This is a genomic window from Hymenobacter sp. NBH84, assembly GCF_014217645.1.
Classification (GTDB): Bacteria; Bacteroidota; Bacteroidia; order Cytophagales; family Hymenobacteraceae; genus Hymenobacter; species Hymenobacter profundi.
In genome coordinates, this window is sequence record NZ_CP043644.1 from 4,496,317 (window position 1) to 4,511,258 (window position 14,942).

The following is a 14,942-nucleotide window of genomic DNA, read 5'->3' on the forward strand; positions in this document are numbered from 1 at the left end:
ATGAAAAATAGAACCATCTGTTGCGACGGGCGCCTGCAAGGCGCCCCTACCGTCGTTTCAAAAATTCGCGCAGGGCTCGGTCCAGCGGTTCGGCGGTGTTTAGTTGGGCATACTCGAAGCCGCGGCGGCGGGCCTGGGTAGCGGCTTCACGCAGCCAGCTTTGCAGGTGCTCCTGCCAGGCCCGGCGCTGCTGGTCGGCGTTGAGTTGGAGCGTGCGGCCGGTTTCCAAGTCCTCAAAGGTGACGGCGCCGCGGTAGGTGAAGTCCAGCTCGTTGCGGGCCAGCAGGTGCAGCAACAGCACCTCACCGCTGGTGGTGCGTAGGCGCGTCAGGAGCGTGTCAATCTCCCCGTCTTCCTCATACAAATCGCTCACGCAGATAGTAAGAGCGCGCTGCCGCCGAGCAGTGAGGGGCGCCAGCTCGGCCGCCGCCGGGAAGCGACCAGTAGCCGTAGCGTTTTCCAGGGTATGAAAGATGCGCGTAAGCTGCCTGGGATCGGCGCGGGGCGGCAGGTGTTGCAGGCCATCGGGACGCAGAATGGTAAGGGCCACGGCATCGCCTTGATTTACCGCCAGGTAGGCCAACGCCGCCAGCAGCAGCCGGCCGTAGTCGAGCTTGCTGAGGCCGTTGTCGTCGCGGTGGTTCATGCTGGCGGTGGCGTCCAGCAGCAAATGCACCGTGAGGCTGGTATCCACCTCCGACTCGCGAATGTAGTAGCGGTCGGAGCGAGCGGCCAGGCGCCAGTCGAGGCGGCGCAGGTCGTCGCCGGGCTGGTAGGGGCGGTACTGGCTGAACTCCATACCCACGCCCCGGCGCCGGCTCAGGTGCTGACCGTGCAAGAAGCCCTCAGCTACTTGTTTGGCAGCCAAGGGGAGGTTGCGCAGGGCGTAGAGTTGGTCGGGGCTGAGCATGGTTTTTAGTTGATATTTTATGTGTCATCCTGAGCGGAGTGAAGGACCTTATCCCGCTGGGACGACCATGCATTAGGTAGTAACTACTTGGTATGAAGACGTCCGCAAGCTCAGGATAACAGGGTAGAGTTGCTGGCAGACGCTTGGTCGCCCTAACAGGATAAGGCCCTTCGCAAGCTCAGGATGACAGCAGAATTACACCGCCACGGCCTTCAGCAGCTCCTGCACGGCATTATCCGGCGTCAGGTTTTCGGCTTCGGCGTTGAAATTCAGCAGCACGCGGTGGCGCAGCACGGCCGGGGCCAGGGCTTTAATATCATCAAGAGTAGCAGCAAAGCGGCCTTGCAGCAACGCCCGCGCTTTGGCGCACAGAATGAGAGCCTGACCAGCACGCGGCCCCGCGCCCCAGCGCCCGTAGTCCTGAATAAACTTCACCTCTGAGGTAGCCGGGCGGGTAGAGCGCACCAGCCGGTTCACGAAGCTCAGCAGCTCAGGACTCAGACTCACCTGACGCACCAGTTGCTGCAACTGCCGGATGTCGTCGCCGCCCAGCACGGGTTGCACCTGGGCTTTATTGATGCCGGTGGTGCCGCTCAACACGGCCAGCTCCTCCTGCTCGGTGGGGTAGCCAATGCGAATGTAAAGCAGAAAACGGTCGAGCTGGGCCTCGGGTAGCGGGTAGGTGCCGCTCTGCTCGATGGGATTCTGCGTGGCCAGCAAAAAGAACGGCTTGGGTAGGGCGTGCTCCTGGCCGGCGTAGGTCACGTGGCCTTCCTGCATGGCTTCCAGCAAAGCCGCCTGCGTCTTGGGCGGCGTCCGGTTGATTTCATCGGCCAGCACTAGGCTAGCGAAAATCGGCCCTTCGTTGAACTTGAACGAGCGGTGCCCCGTGCCGTGGTCTTCCTCCAGAACTTCGGTGCCGAGAATGTCCGTCGGCATTAGGTCGGGCGTGAACTGAATGCGGCGGAAGGGTAGGTCGGTGGCCGAGGCCAGGGTGCGCACCAGCAAGGTTTTAGCTAGGCCCGGCACACCTTCTAGCAGTGCGTGGCCGCCGGCCAGCAGGGCCACCAGCACTTCATCCAGCACTTGCGTTTGCCCCACAATGACTTTGGCAATTTCCTCGCGCAGGGGCGGCAGTTTGGCAAGCAGGCGTTTTACGTCTTGTTCAGTCATGGATTTTTGAGCTGTTAGCTGTTAGCTGATGGCTGTTAGCTGCTAGCTTTTGTCTTGGAAAATGATGTTGAAGTAGTAGGGCAAAAAAGCTAACGGCCAACAGCCATCAGCTAACAGCTCAAGCCGTGAGGGCATATAGCAAAATATTGACGCCAAACTTTGTGTTATCCTCGGCCAGAAAGCGCTTGTTGCGGAAGTCGTAGTCCCACTCGCAGCCGTAATCTTTGTTGGAGTAGAGCACGCCTAGGCGGCCGTTGGTTTCCACGCCTTTCAGGTAGTCGTGCACGAGGTCGTCGCCCCAGCCGTTTAGCTCGAAGCCGGTAGGCGGCGGGCCGTCCGGAAACTTGAAAAACTGCGAATAGATGGGGTGGGTTTTGGGTAGCTTCTTGAGCGCACCCGCCCCGAAGCACACGCGCATCTGCTCCTCGAAGGAGCGCGCGAATAGCCCGTCGATGTCATGGTTGCAATCGTCTACAAACACGAATCCGCCGTTGCGCACGTACTGCGTGAAGTTCTTCTTCTCAGCCTCACTGAACTGTACTAACCGGTGCCCCGAGAGGTAGCAAAACGGGTAGCGAAACAACTCCGGCGAGTCTAGGGCCACCACTTTTTCCTTCTGGTCGACTGGCACCGTGGTGTACTGCACCAGCGAATGCAGCAAGTTACTGGGCATGCGCTCATCCACGGCATCCCAATCGCCGGAGTGGTAGCTGAGCCGCACAAACGTGAAGGGGGTAGGCAATCAGTTGAAAATTAATAATGGATAATGGCAAGGGTAGAAACCGAGGCAAGGACGCGGCAAGCTAGCAGAAGGTGGCATCGGTTTTTGCTAAAAACGCAAAAAAACCTGATTAGCATTGCAACGAATGGCGCTTCGCGGGATTGAGTCAAGGTCTGAAGCCCAGCAGTTGCCAAAATAATAGGCCGCCAGATATACTGCGCGGCCCGGCTAACGTTTAAGGAAACAGCTTCACTCTAAAACTGTAACAAACACGCTTCACCTGCCATGAAACAATTCTTCTTCCTTCTGTTTGGCCTGCTGCTAAGCAGCGGAGCCTATGCCCAACTCGGCGTGAAAGCCGGCGTCAACCAGTCTGTGCTCAATGGTGAAAACATCGACGGGAGCACCAGCTACAATACTTCCTACCATGCGGGGGTTTTTTACGAGGCCAAACTGATTGGGCCACTATCGGTGCAGCCGGAACTGCTGTACTCTTCGCAGGGCGGGAACATCAAGAGCCAGTTCGAGGACTTCGATACCAAAATGCACTACTTCACGGTGCCGGTGCTGGCTAAAGTGCACGTAGGGCCGCTGTTTGTGGAGGCGGGCCCGCAGTTTTCCTTCCTGCTCGATGCCACCAAAGAGGGTACGCAGCGTGTGCAAGGCACCGGCGGCGCAGCCACCTACAACGACTACAAGCGCGGCGCCACCAGCGACTTCAAGCGCGGTGACTTCAGCCTGTGCGCCGGGGTGGGCCTTAAGTTCTCAGCCCTCCTCATCGGTGCCCGCTTCAACGCGGGCCTCAACGACGTGAACGACGTGGATAACCTTACCGGCGTAAACGATGCCCGCCTCAAAAACCGCGTGTTTCAAGGCTACGTGGCGCTTCAGCTAGGCCATTAGCAGTGTCAGATAGAAGGACATGCAACGTTTAGGCAACGGGCTGGCTCTCTACAGAGCCAGCCCGTTTGTTTTCTACGGTTCCTATCTATTCTATTATATATGAAACAACCCTTACTCCTACTTGCCAGCTTGCTGCTGGTAAGCACCGCGCAAGCTCAATTCGGTGTGAAGGCTGGTGCTAACTATGCTACTCTTTCCAAAGAAAATAAGTCGAGTAACTACATACACCCTAAGGGTAGAGTAGGCTATCAGGTAGGCGTATTTTATGAACAAAAGCTGGCGGGCCACTTTTCATTGGTTCCCGAAGTGCAGTTCAGTCGGCAACAACTAGATGCGGAGGTGCTGCGCTTTAATTTTCCAGCAGAGGATTATCATGCTCAGTATCAACTCAAGCTATCCTACCTAACGATACCCGTAATGCTGCGGACCCATTTTGGTAGGTTCTACTTAGAAGCTGGGCCGCAAGCTGGGTTCTTACTCGCGGCACGCGAAAAAGGGGAGGAGCGGACCCTTTCCTACCTAAGCAGCTATATGGGACCAGATAACACCACGTATTTCGACCGCTCGGCAACGGCTGACTTTCGACGGTTTGATGTTGGCATATGCGCTGGCATCGGGGTGAAGCTACCCGCCGGATTCGCGGTGGGAATACGGGCTAGTACTGGCCTTATTTCGATTGCCCGTGACAATCAAATTACTAGTGACGATAACCATTTGCGAAACCAGGTAGCGCAGGCGTTGGTGAGCTACCAGCTAGGTGGGTAGGAAAAATGAATGTCCTGTCCTGCTGCATCGGTAGGAGCTAATGCAGCGGAACATTCATTTCTTGTGCGTAAGCCTCATTTCTAAATTAGGAATGGCCTGTAAAATCTGGCAGCACGTCCTTTTTCGTTTTTTCTATGATAAGAACGCAAGTTTAATATCTAGGGGCTTAGGAAGCAAAAAGCGAGGAATGGGGCATAACTTCCTGTTATGCAGCAAACTAACCGCTATTATAAGTGCAGCAAAATTTCCGAGGTCAAATTTCGCTACTTGTTGCGTCTTTTCGCGCTGGATTTGACGGCTTCGGACGCGGCCCGGCTGACGGGTCTGAGCGTACGCGCGGTCAACGACATATACCTGCGCCTGCGCCACCGGCTGCTAGCTTGCAGCCCGGTGCCGGCTGACCTGGACGGGGCCGTCGAACTGGACGAGAGCTACTTCGGCCCGCGGCGCGTACGCGGCAAACGGGGCCGGGGAGCGGGGGGTAAAACCATTGTCTTTGGCCTGTTCAAACGCGGGGCTCAGGTATACACGGAAATCGTCCCGGATTGCTCGAAAAAGACCCTGCAAGCTATTATTCGGGGTAAGATTGATGTCACGGCGATGGTCAACACCGATGGCTGGCGCGGCTATGATGGCTTGGTGGACGTGGGCTACGACCGTCATTTTCGGGTGCATCATGGGCAGAACGAGTTTGTCCAGGGAGCCTCGCATATCAACGGGATTGAATCATTTTGGAGCTTTGCCAAAGCCCATCTGCAACGCTTCAAGGGCGTGCCCAACCATACGTTTTTACTACACTTGAAAGAGGCCGAGTTTCGCTTCAATCATCGCCACGAAGACCTGTACAAACTCTTACTTAAATTGCTTCGTCAACAGCCCCTCTAATTAGTTTTGCTTCCTAAGCCCCATATCTATTTAAGCTGGCCTGTATACCAACCACGAACTAGCGCCCTACTCAGCAGCCCACAACTGCTGAGTAGGGCGCTAGTTCGTTGCACGTTGCTGTAAGAACTCGTTGTACAGCTTGATAATGTTGGGCGTATCCTTGTACCGGAAACCATCCATGCCCTGTTTCACCTGTGTGCTAATTCCTAGGCAGTCAGCAGTGTATTGACCCATTTGCTCTCGGAAATTGCTATGTTTCAAGGCAATCAGCTGACCATTACGGCGCACAAACCAGCGGTTATTTTCCACTGCTGCACCGCTTAGAAAGGCAGCTGTAGTGAATAAGCTGAGACCGGAAGCCACAAAGACAACCCCCGGTAGATTATCGGTGATTTTTCCGCTCATCATAAATAGCTCCACCGGACCTTCCAACACACGCATGGCCAAGATATCAGGATGACCGGCAGCACGCATGTTCTCCAGATGGAAGCCGCGCATCTCTACTACTTCTAGGTCATTAACGGGGATGTATTGAATCTTAGGAAAGGGCCGCACCTCCGGATTTTTTCGGAAATAATCGATAGTATTAATGTAGCCAATCGCATTGGTAGGCAAATAGGCGTGAACAGTGCGATTGTCCACTAATTTGATAACGGCTAAGCCATGTTTGGCCTTTGCATTAGTGTCGTGCCATGTCGTGGTATCAGTAAGCGCTTGTTGTGCATAGGCGCAGTGCAATAGGGTAGGCACTAAAAACAGAAAGCAGAATAACTTCTTCATGATAAATAGGATGAAAAATGGCTCGTATTCGGCGAAAGCCAAATACGAGCCATTTTACTGTAATTCCACGAAGATATGCCCTTACACCGCGTCCGAGAGACTGGTGAACGTGAAGTCCCGAATCTTGAGCGGCGGCACCAAATTGCCGCCCAGGCGCTGCTGTTTACCAATGGTTTCTAAGTTGTTCAGCATGATAATGGGCGACTCGTTGAAGCGCAGATTTTTCACCGGGAACTTCACCTTACCGTTTTCAATGTAGAACGTGCCGTCGCGCGTCAGGCCGGTGAAGAGGAGCGTCTGCGGGTCCACGCCGCGGATGTACCACAGGCGCGTTACTAGAATGCCTTTCTGCGTGCCTTTGATCATCTCCTCCAGGCTCTGCGTGCCGCCTTCCATGATGAAATTGCCGGGGAAGGGGGTAGGGGCCACGTTGTTTTTCTGGGCCCAATAGCGCGAGTAGTACAGGTTGTCGACCTTGCCTTTGTTGATCCAGTTGATGCGCTTCACGGGTAGGCCTTCGCCGTCGAACACGCTGCTGGGCGCGGCGGGGTTGGTAGGGTCGGTATAGATGGTCACGCGCTCATCAAAGAGCTTTTCGCCCTTCTTGGTACCGCCGCCTTTCTTACTCAGAAACGAGCGGCCTTCATCAGCCGAGCGAGCATCGAGCGAGTACATCAGGTTGTTGAGCAACCCCTCATCCGATACCAGCGCGGCCGGCTCCAGAATCACGGTGTACTTGCCGGGCTCAATGGCGCGGGCGCCCACCGAGCCGGCCGCTTTGCTGGCGGCGCGCTCGGTCAGCACCTTCGCATCGAACTGCTTAATATCTGTAAAATCGGCCACGGCGTAGCCCGAGCCCATGCCATCGGCCGTGCGCACCGTCACCGAGAAGTCGACGTAGGTATCGGGCTGGTAGGCTTGCAGGCCTTTGCTGTTACGCAGGGCGCGGAAGCTGCTGCTGTTTTCCAAGAAGCCGGCGGCCGTCAGCTTTTTGGCCTCGCATAGTGCAATGCTGTCGCCGGCGGCCTGGGCGCGGGCGTCAGCGGTATCGGCGGCGGTGCTGGCGGCAAAGGCGTTAGGCGTGAGGTACTGCTGCGGCCCGAGCAGGGGCATGTACTCGGGATCTTCGGGCGCCAGCTTTGCGGTTTCCTCGGCCCGCTGCACGCAGCGTTTCAGGGTAGCATCATCAAACTGATTGCAGGTAGCCACGCCCGAGCGTTTACCAAACCGCGACTCCACGGCCAGCGACACGTTATCAGACTTGCCGGCCGTGCTCACGGCATTACGAGCATAGCGAATATTGCCTGCCGTACGACCCGACAGCGTGGCCTGACACTCATCGGCGGTGCTGAAGCTGAGGACTTTTTGTAGGATAGCCTGGGCTTGTTCTTGGGTAAGGATTGCCATAATTGTTGGTTTCGTGACCCCACCCCCCCGGCCCTCTCCCGGAGGGGAGGGGGCCGGGGGGTGGGGTGAATCGTTGGTTATACTTTCCGCGCCGTATTAATCACATTCACGCCATTAAACCGCGTGGTGCTGGAGCCGTGGCTCACGGCCGACACCTGCGGCGGCTGGCCCTTCCCATCGAAGAAGGTGCCCAGGAAACGGTAGTCCGACTGGTCGCAGGTGGCGGCGCAGCTGTTCCAGAACTCCTGGGTGTTCGACTGGTAAGCTACATCCTCAATCTGCCCCGTAATCTTACCCTTCTCGATGGCGTAGAACAGCTTGCCGCCGAACTGGAAGTTGTAGCGTTGCTGGTCGATGGAGTAGGAGCCGGCCCCCACAATATAAATTCCCTTGTCGACACCTTTGATCATGTCATCCACGCTCATTTTCTTGGCGTTGGGGCGCAGGCTTACGTTGGGCATCCGCTGAAACTGCACGTTGCTCCACGAGTCGGCGTAGCAGCAGCCGTCGGAGTGGTCCTGACCAACTACCCCGGCCTGGTCGCGGATCTTTTCGTAGTTCACCAGCACACCGTCCTTTATCAGGTCCCACTCGCCGGTTTTCACGCCTTCGTCGTCGTAGCCCACGGCGCCCAGCGTGCCAGGTTGCAGCTTGTCCGCCACAATGTTCACGGCCGGCGAGCCGTACTTGAAGTTGCCCGATTTCAGCTTGTCGAGGGTAGCGAACGAGGTGCCGGCGTAGTTGGCCTCGTAGCCCAGTACGCGGTCCAGTTCCAAGGGGTGCCCTACCGATTCGTGAATGGTTAGGCCCAGGTGGTCGGGGTCCAGCACCAAGTCGTACTTGCCAGGCACCACCGATTTAGCCGTGAGCTTGACTTTGGCCTGCTTGGCAGCCAGGGCGGCATCTTCCAGCATGTCGTAGCGCTGCTTGTAGCCAATTACGCCGGTGCCGGCCGGACCGGCTACCTTGTCTTGGGCGCGGGGCGTGAGGTACTCGTAGCCCATGCCCATAGAAGTGCCCAGCGAGTCGCGGGAGCGGAACTTACCCGAGGCGCGGTCTATCACCGTCACGTCGAAGGTAGGCCAGATGCGGTGCACGTCCTGGTCGATGTAGGAGCCGTCGGTGCTGGCGAAGTACTTCTGCTCGTTCACCTGAAACAGATTGGAATTCACGTAACTCGCGCCGTTGTCCAGGGCTTTGGCGTTCACGGCAAGCAGAAAATCAGCCTTCTGCTTCACCGGCACCTCAAAGGCATTCTGCTCAATGGGCGTTTTCCAGCTCACTTCGCCGTAGCCTTTTTGCGGCGCCAGTTGCACGGGCGTTTTCTGAATTTTGGCGTTGGCTTTGGCAATAGCCACGGCCTCGCGGGCCGCTTGAGCCACAGCGGCTTCGCTCACATCGTTGGTGGCGGCAAAACCCCAAGCGCCGTTCACCAGCACGCGCACGCCTACCCCGTAGCTCTCGGTGTTCACGATGTTCTGCACCTGCTTTTCGCGGGTGAACACATATTGGTTGAGGTAGCGCCCTACCCGCGCATCGGCATAGCTCGCTCCCGCCGATTTGGCCGCGTTCAGCGCGGCATCAGCCAAGCGTTTTTTTACGGCTACGTCCACACCTTCCAGCAGGCGCTCTGACGACACCAGCGTGCCGCCAAAGCCCGGCAGGGAGGGTAGGAACAAGGCCCCGGTCGCCAGACCAGTCAGCCCCACAAAATCACGACGACGCATAGAATGGATGTGGTAAAGAGGTAAGATATTGCTGCACTACTGAAATATAGGTGCTTTTTTATATAGGAGAAGATGAAAAAACAGAACGTCATTCCGAGCTTGCTGAGGAATCTCGCGTGCTGATGCTAGATACTATCTTTCGTCAACACGCAAGATGCTTCGACAAGCTCAGCATGACGTTCTTTAATCAGCACGCGAGATTCCTCGACAAGCTCGGAATGACGTTCTGCTTGAAGGCTTTACTTCATCAACTCAACAGCCTACCCAATCTTACGAGCGGTATTAATCACATTCACGCCATTAAAACGAGTAGTGGCCGAACCGTGGCTTACAGCGGAGCTTTGCGAGGGCTGGCCTTTGCCGTCGTTGAAGAAGCCTACCAAGCGGTAGTCCGACTCGTCGCAGCTGGCGGCGCAGCTGTTCCAGAACTCCTGGGTGTTGGCCTGGTAGGCCACGTCTTCCAGCATGCCTGTAATCTTACCTTTCTCGATAGCATAGAACACAATGCCGCCGAACTGAAAGTTGTAGCGTTGCTGGTCGATGGAGAACGAGCCGTTGCCGGCGATGTAGATGCCTTTGTCTACCCCGCGTACCATGTCGTCCACGCTCAGCTTGGCTTTGCCGGGCTGCAAGCTCACGTTGGGCATGCGCTGGAACTGCACATCCTGCCACGACTGCGCGTAGCAGCAACCATCGGAGTGGTCCTGGCCTACCATGTGCGCCTGGTCGCGGATTTTCTGGTAATCAACGAGTTTGCCTTGCTCGATGAGGTTCCATTGGCCGGTTTTCACGCCTTCGTCGTCGTAGCCCACGGCGCCCAAGGAGCCGGGTTGTAGCTTGTCGGCCACAATATTCACGGCCTTCGAGCCGTACGGAATGTTTTTCGCTTTCCAGGCCAAGTCGGCGAAGGAAGTACCAGCGTAATTGGCCTCGTAGCCCAGCACGCGGTCCAGCTCCAAGGGGTGCCCTACCGACTCGTGAATGGTCAGGCCCAGGTGGTGCGGGTCAAGCACCAAGTCGTACTTGCCAGGCGTTACCGATTTGGCCGTGAGCTTCTGCTTCACCTGCTTGGTGGCGTTGGTCACGTCTTCCAGGATGTCGTAGCGCTGTTTGTACCCAATGACATCGGAGCCAGCGGGACCGGCAATTTTCTCCTTCGCGCTGGGCGTCAGGTACTCGTAGCCCAGGCCCATAGACGCACTCATCGAAGGCCGCGAGCGGAACTTGCCCGAGGCGCGGTCGATGGCCGTTACGGTAAAGGTAGGCCAGATGCGGTGCACGTCCTGGTCGATGTAGGAACCATCAGTGCTGGCAAAATACTTCTGCTCGTTCACCTGAAACAGCGCCGAATTCACGAACGACGCGCCGCCGGCCAGGGCCTTGGCGTTGGTTTCCATTAGTAGGTCTACCTTCTGCGCAATGGGCACCTCGAAGGCGTTCTGCGTAATCGGCGTTTTCCACGACACCACTCCGTAGCCTTTTTGGGGTACCAGTTTCACGGGCTCTTTCTGCACCTTGCTGTTGGCCTTGGCAATGGCTACGGCCAGTTGCGCCGCCTTGGCAATGCCTTCGTCCGTTATCTGGTTGGTGGAGGCAAAACCCCAGGTGCCGTTGGCAATGACGCGCACGCCCACGCCCTGGCTTTCGCTGCTTGCAATGTTCTGCACCTGCTTTTCGCGGGTAAAAATGCCTTGGTTGAGGTAGCGCCCAATGCGCACGTCGGCGTAGCTCGCGCCCGCCGATTTGGCCGCGTTCAGGGCCACATCGGCCAAGCGCTTTTTCATGGCCACGTCCATGCCAGGCTCCAGCAGGCGCTCGGCAGGCACCAGCAACCCGCTACCGAAACCGGGGATGCTGGGTAGTAAAAGGGAGCCGGCCGCTAAGCCGGTCAGTCCCACAAAATCACGACGTTTCAAAGGGGTAGGGGTTAAGTTGTCATTCCGAGCGCAGCGAGGAATCTGAGGTGCCATGTAGGCAATCTATGTTCTCCACCGCTGCTGCATGACAAGTTGTTTAGGGAGTTACTTCCGTTGTCAGATCCCGCCAATCCGGATTGAAGCTGGCAATCAATGCGTCTTTTTTCTCGCGTCGCCAGCCCTTTATTTCCTTTTCACGGGCAATTGCCTGGTTGATATCGCCAAACTGTTCCCAGTACACCAGTAAGTTGCAGAAATAGCGACCCGCAAATGTGTGTCGCTGTCCTTCATTGCTTGTATGCTGGTCCAAACGACGCACTAAGTCGTTTGTGACTCCTATGTAAAGAATAGTTCGTTTGGGATTGGTATCCAGGTAAACGTAGTAGTGATGGTGTCGCATATAGTGTGATATGCTGTTGAGTGAAGAGAGGAATCTGAATGCATACTTATACTTATCACTCAGATTCCTCGCTACGCTCGGAATGACACGCTACACCGCGTCCGACAGGCTGGTGAAGGTGAAGTCGCGGATTTTCAGCGGGGGCACCAGGTTGCCGCCCATACGAACCGGCTTGCCAATGGCCTCTAGGTTGTTGAGCATGATAATGGGCGACTCGTTGAAGCGGAAGTTTTTCACTGGATGCTTGATTTTGCCGTTCTCGATGTAGAACGTTCCGTCGCGGGTCAGGCCGGTGTAAAGCAGCGTCTGCGGATCTACGGGGCGGATGTACCACAGGCGCGTCACCAGAATGCCTTTTTGCGTGCCCTTAATCATATCTTCCAGGCTCTGCGTGCCGCCTTCCATAATCCAGCCGGTGGGGCGCGGAATGTCGGGAATGCCCGCTTTCTGCGCCCAGTAGCGCGAGGTGTAGAGGTTCTTTACTACCCCCTTCTCAATCCAAGTAGTCTTCTGGTGCGGGCGGCCGTCGCCGGAGAAGGTGAGGTCGGCAATTTCGGGGTTCGTGGGGTCCGAGTAAATGGTCACGCGCTCGTCAAAAAGCTTCTCGCCCTTTTTGTTGCCGCCGCCTTTTTTGCTCAGGAAGGAGCGGCCTTCGTCGGCGTTGCGGGCGTCGAGGGCGCCCATCAGCGCAGCCAGCAACGAGGCATCGGTGTTGGCTACCAGCGCAGCGGGCTCCATAATCACGGTGTACTTGCCGGGCTCAATGGCCTTGGCCTCGCGCGACATAGCCGCTTTCTTGGCGGCCGTAGCCGTCAGGGCGGTAGTATCGAGCTTGCTGGCATCGTTGTAGTCGGCGGTGGCGTAGCCCGAGCCGGTGCCGTCGGGCGTGCGCACGGTTACGCTGTAGGTGATGCCGCTGCGCTGCTGGTAGGCTTGCAAGCCCTTGCTGTTGCGCACAGCCCGGAATCCAGCCGAATCTTCCAGGAAAGCAGCCGACGATAACTTCTGCTGATCGCAGAGCTGCATACCGGCGGCTACCTGGGTAGCGCGGTAATCAGGGTTGATGGCGGCGGTGCGCTGCGAAAACGAATCGGGAGCCGCCACGTACTGCTGCGGCCCGAGCAGGGGCATGTACTCAGGGCTTTCGGGCGCCAGCCGGGCGATTTCCTCGGCCCGCTGCACGCAGTTGCGCAGGGTAGCGTCGTCGAACTGGTTGCAGGTAGCCACACCCGAGCGTTTGCCAAACCGCGACTCCACGGCCAGCGACACATTGTCGTTGGCGCCGCTGGTGCTGATGGTGTTACGCGCCGTGCGCACGTTGCCGCCGAGGTTGCCCGAGAGCGACGCCTCGCACTCATCGGCTTTGCTGAAGCTGAGCACTTTGGTCAGAATGGCCTGCGCTTCTGATTGGGAGAGAATTGCCATATTTTTTAGAGAGCTATTAGCCGTTGGCTGCTAGCTGTTAGCTTTCTGATCTGAACTCTGAAACGAGGGTTATCAGCCAGCAGCTAATAGCTAGCAGCGTAAAGAAAATTATCCGATTTTTCGGGCAGTGTTAATCACATTCACCCCGTTGAAGCGGGTAGTAGCCGAGCCGTGGCTCACGGCCGACACCTGCGCGGGCTGGCCCTTGCCGTCGAAGAACGAGCCGAACAAGCGGTAATCGTCTTTGTCGCAGGTAGCGGCACAACTGTTCCAGAATTCCTGCGTGTTAGCCTGGTAGGCTACGTCTTCCAGCATCCCGGCAATTTTGCCTTTCTCGATGGCGTAGAACGTGGTGCCACCAAACTGGAAATTGTAGCGTTGTTGGTCGATGGAGAACGAACCGCGCCCAGCAATGTAAATGCCTTTGTCGACGTTCTTCACCATGTCGTCCACACTCATCTTCTGCTTATTGGGTTGCAGGCTGATGTTGGCCATGCGCTGAAACTGCACCGAATCCCAGGAGTCGGCGTAGCAGCAGCCATCGGAGTGGTCCTGGTTCACGATGTGCGCCTGGTCGCGGGTTTTCTGGTAGTCCACCAGTATGCCGTCCTTGATGATGTCCCACTGGCCGGTTTTTACACCTTCGTCGTCGTAGCCCACGGCGCCCAGCGAGCCGGGTTGTAGCTTATCGGCCACAATGTTCACCACCTTCGAGCCATAAGGTTTCTTCTGCGCTTTCCAGTCGAGGGTAGCGAACGAGGTACCGGCGTAGTTGGCCTCGTAGCCCAGCACGCGGTCCAGCTCCGTGGCGTGGCCGATGCTCTCGTGAATGGTCAGGCCCAGGTGATTAGGGTCGAGCACGAGGTCATACTTGCCCGGCGTCACCGATTTGGCCGTGATTTTCTGCTTGGCCTCGCGGGTGGCGGCCGTAATGTCTTCCAGCAAATCGTAGCTCATCTTGTAGCCCACCAGACCCGAGCCGCTGGGCCCCGCAATCTTGTCCTTGGCCTTGGGCACCAGATACTCGTAGCCCATGCCCATGGGCGCGCTCAGTGCCTGCCGCGAGCGGAACTTGCCCGAAGCCCTATCCACCGCCGACACCGTGAAGGTAGGCCAGATACGGTGAATGTCTTGGTCGATATACGAGCCCTCGGTGCTGGCAAAATACTTCTGCTCGTTGATCTGAAACAGCGACGAATTGACGAACGACGCGCCGCCTTCCAGCGCCTTAGCGTTGGCCGACAGCAGCAGGTCTACCTTCTGCGTGATGGGTACCTCGAAGGCGCTTTGCACGATGGGCGTTTTCCAAACCACCTCGCCGTAGCCCTTCTGGGCGGCCAGCTTCACGGGGTCTTTCTGCACCTTGCTGTTGGCTTTGGCAATGGCCACGGCTAGCTGGGCAGCTTTGGCCAAGCCGGCTTCCGTTACGTCGTTGGTGGAGGCAAAGCCCCAGGTGCCGTTGGCCAGCACGCGCACCCCGGCGCCGTAGCTTTCGCCGTTGGCAATGTTCTGCACCTGCTTTTCGCGGGTGAAAATGCTCTGGTTGAGGTAACGCCCAATGCGCGCATCGGCGTAGGTAGCCCCCGCCGATTTGGCTGCGTTCAGGGCGGCATCGGCCAGGCGTTTCTTCACGGCTACGTCCACCGTTTCCAGCAAACGCTCCGGTGCTACCAGCGCACCGCCAAAGCCCGGAATAGAAGGTAGGAACAGGGCGCCGGTGGCCAGACCGGTTAAGCCCACAAAGTCACGTCTTTTCAAGCAGGTTGTGGTTTTGGTGATAGGTTGATCGGAAGTTTACCAATAAATCGTGAAACTTCACAAGAAGGACGCACGTAGCGCTGCGGGGCTGCATACGATGTTCACCTAATCTTCACAAAAAAATAACGCCGCAACCAAGAGGCTGCGGCGTTATTTTTTATAGCTCACCAGA

General features: G+C 57.1%; 13 protein-coding genes. 3 read left to right on the forward strand and 10 right to left on the reverse strand.

Features of this window, described 5'->3' with window-relative positions; genetic code table 11:
• Positions 1–46 precede the first annotated feature (46 nt).
• The 3 genes from F1C16_RS18845 to F1C16_RS18855 all read right to left on the reverse strand — a co-directional run bounded on the left by F1C16_RS18845 (position 47) and on the right by F1C16_RS18855 (position 2,825).
• Complete coding sequence (locus tag F1C16_RS18845; RefSeq protein WP_185282136.1) at positions 47–910, reverse strand: DUF58 domain-containing protein; 864 nt, start codon at positions 908–910, stop codon at positions 47–49.
• Positions 911–1,105: 195 nt separating this feature from the next.
• A complete protein-coding gene (locus tag F1C16_RS18850; protein ID WP_185282137.1) occupies positions 1,106–2,083 on the reverse strand; it encodes a MoxR family ATPase in 978 nt (325 codons plus the stop codon).
• A gap of 118 nt (positions 2,084–2,201) precedes the next feature.
• Positions 2,202–2,825, reverse strand: coding sequence for a DUF4159 domain-containing protein (locus tag F1C16_RS18855; protein WP_185282138.1), 624 nt, complete (start codon positions 2,823–2,825; stop codon positions 2,202–2,204).
• A gap of 264 nt (positions 2,826–3,089) precedes the next feature.
• Here F1C16_RS18855 and F1C16_RS18860 point away from each other — a divergent pair, with 264 nt between their 5' ends.
• The 3 genes from F1C16_RS18860 to F1C16_RS18870 all read left to right on the forward strand — a co-directional run bounded on the left by F1C16_RS18860 (position 3,090) and on the right by F1C16_RS18870 (position 5,357).
• Entirely contained in the window at positions 3,090–3,707 is a 618-nt protein-coding gene (locus F1C16_RS18860; RefSeq protein ID WP_185282139.1) for a porin family protein, read from the forward strand.
• 99 nt (positions 3,708–3,806) lie between these two features.
• Positions 3,807–4,472, forward strand: coding sequence for a porin family protein (locus tag F1C16_RS18865; RefSeq protein ID WP_185282140.1), 666 nt, complete (start codon positions 3,807–3,809; stop codon positions 4,470–4,472).
• Positions 4,473–4,679: 207 nt separating this feature from the next.
• Positions 4,680–5,357, forward strand: a complete 678-nt coding sequence (locus F1C16_RS18870) for an IS1595 family transposase (protein ID WP_185281262.1) — start codon at positions 4,680–4,682, stop codon at positions 5,355–5,357.
• Positions 5,358–5,456: 99 nt separating this feature from the next.
• Here the strand turns inward: F1C16_RS18870 and F1C16_RS18875 are convergent, their stop codons facing one another.
• The 7 genes from F1C16_RS18875 to F1C16_RS18905 form a co-directional block, all read right to left on the reverse strand.
• On the reverse strand, positions 5,457–6,137 hold the full coding sequence (locus F1C16_RS18875; RefSeq protein WP_185282141.1) for a hypothetical protein: 681 nt from the start codon (positions 6,135–6,137) through the stop codon (positions 5,457–5,459).
• A gap of 81 nt (positions 6,138–6,218) precedes the next feature.
• Entirely contained in the window at positions 6,219–7,544 is a 1,326-nt protein-coding gene (locus tag F1C16_RS18880) for a TldD/PmbA family protein (RefSeq protein ID WP_185282142.1), read from the reverse strand.
• Positions 7,545–7,621: 77 nt separating this feature from the next.
• Positions 7,622–9,271: a TldD/PmbA family protein gene (locus tag F1C16_RS18885; RefSeq protein WP_185282143.1), complete on the reverse strand. Its 1,650-nt coding sequence runs from the start codon at positions 9,269–9,271 to the stop codon at positions 7,622–7,624.
• 260 nt (positions 9,272–9,531) lie between these two features.
• Positions 9,532–11,187 (reverse strand): TldD/PmbA family protein, encoded by a 1,656-nt coding sequence (locus tag F1C16_RS18890; RefSeq protein ID WP_185282144.1) that lies wholly within the window; start codon positions 11,185–11,187, stop codon positions 9,532–9,534.
• Between the two features lie 97 nt (positions 11,188–11,284).
• Entirely contained in the window at positions 11,285–11,587 is a 303-nt protein-coding gene (locus F1C16_RS18895) for a GIY-YIG nuclease family protein (protein ID WP_185282145.1), read from the reverse strand.
• A 90-nt stretch (positions 11,588–11,677) separates the two neighbouring features.
• Positions 11,678–13,012 carry a TldD/PmbA family protein gene (locus F1C16_RS18900; protein ID WP_185282146.1) on the reverse strand — a complete coding sequence of 445 codons (1,335 nt, stop codon included), beginning with the start codon at positions 13,010–13,012 and terminating at the stop codon, positions 11,678–11,680.
• A 108-nt stretch (positions 13,013–13,120) separates the two neighbouring features.
• Positions 13,121–14,770: a TldD/PmbA family protein gene (locus tag F1C16_RS18905; RefSeq protein ID WP_185282147.1), complete on the reverse strand. Its 1,650-nt coding sequence runs from the start codon at positions 14,768–14,770 to the stop codon at positions 13,121–13,123.
• Positions 14,771–14,942 lie beyond the last annotated feature (172 nt).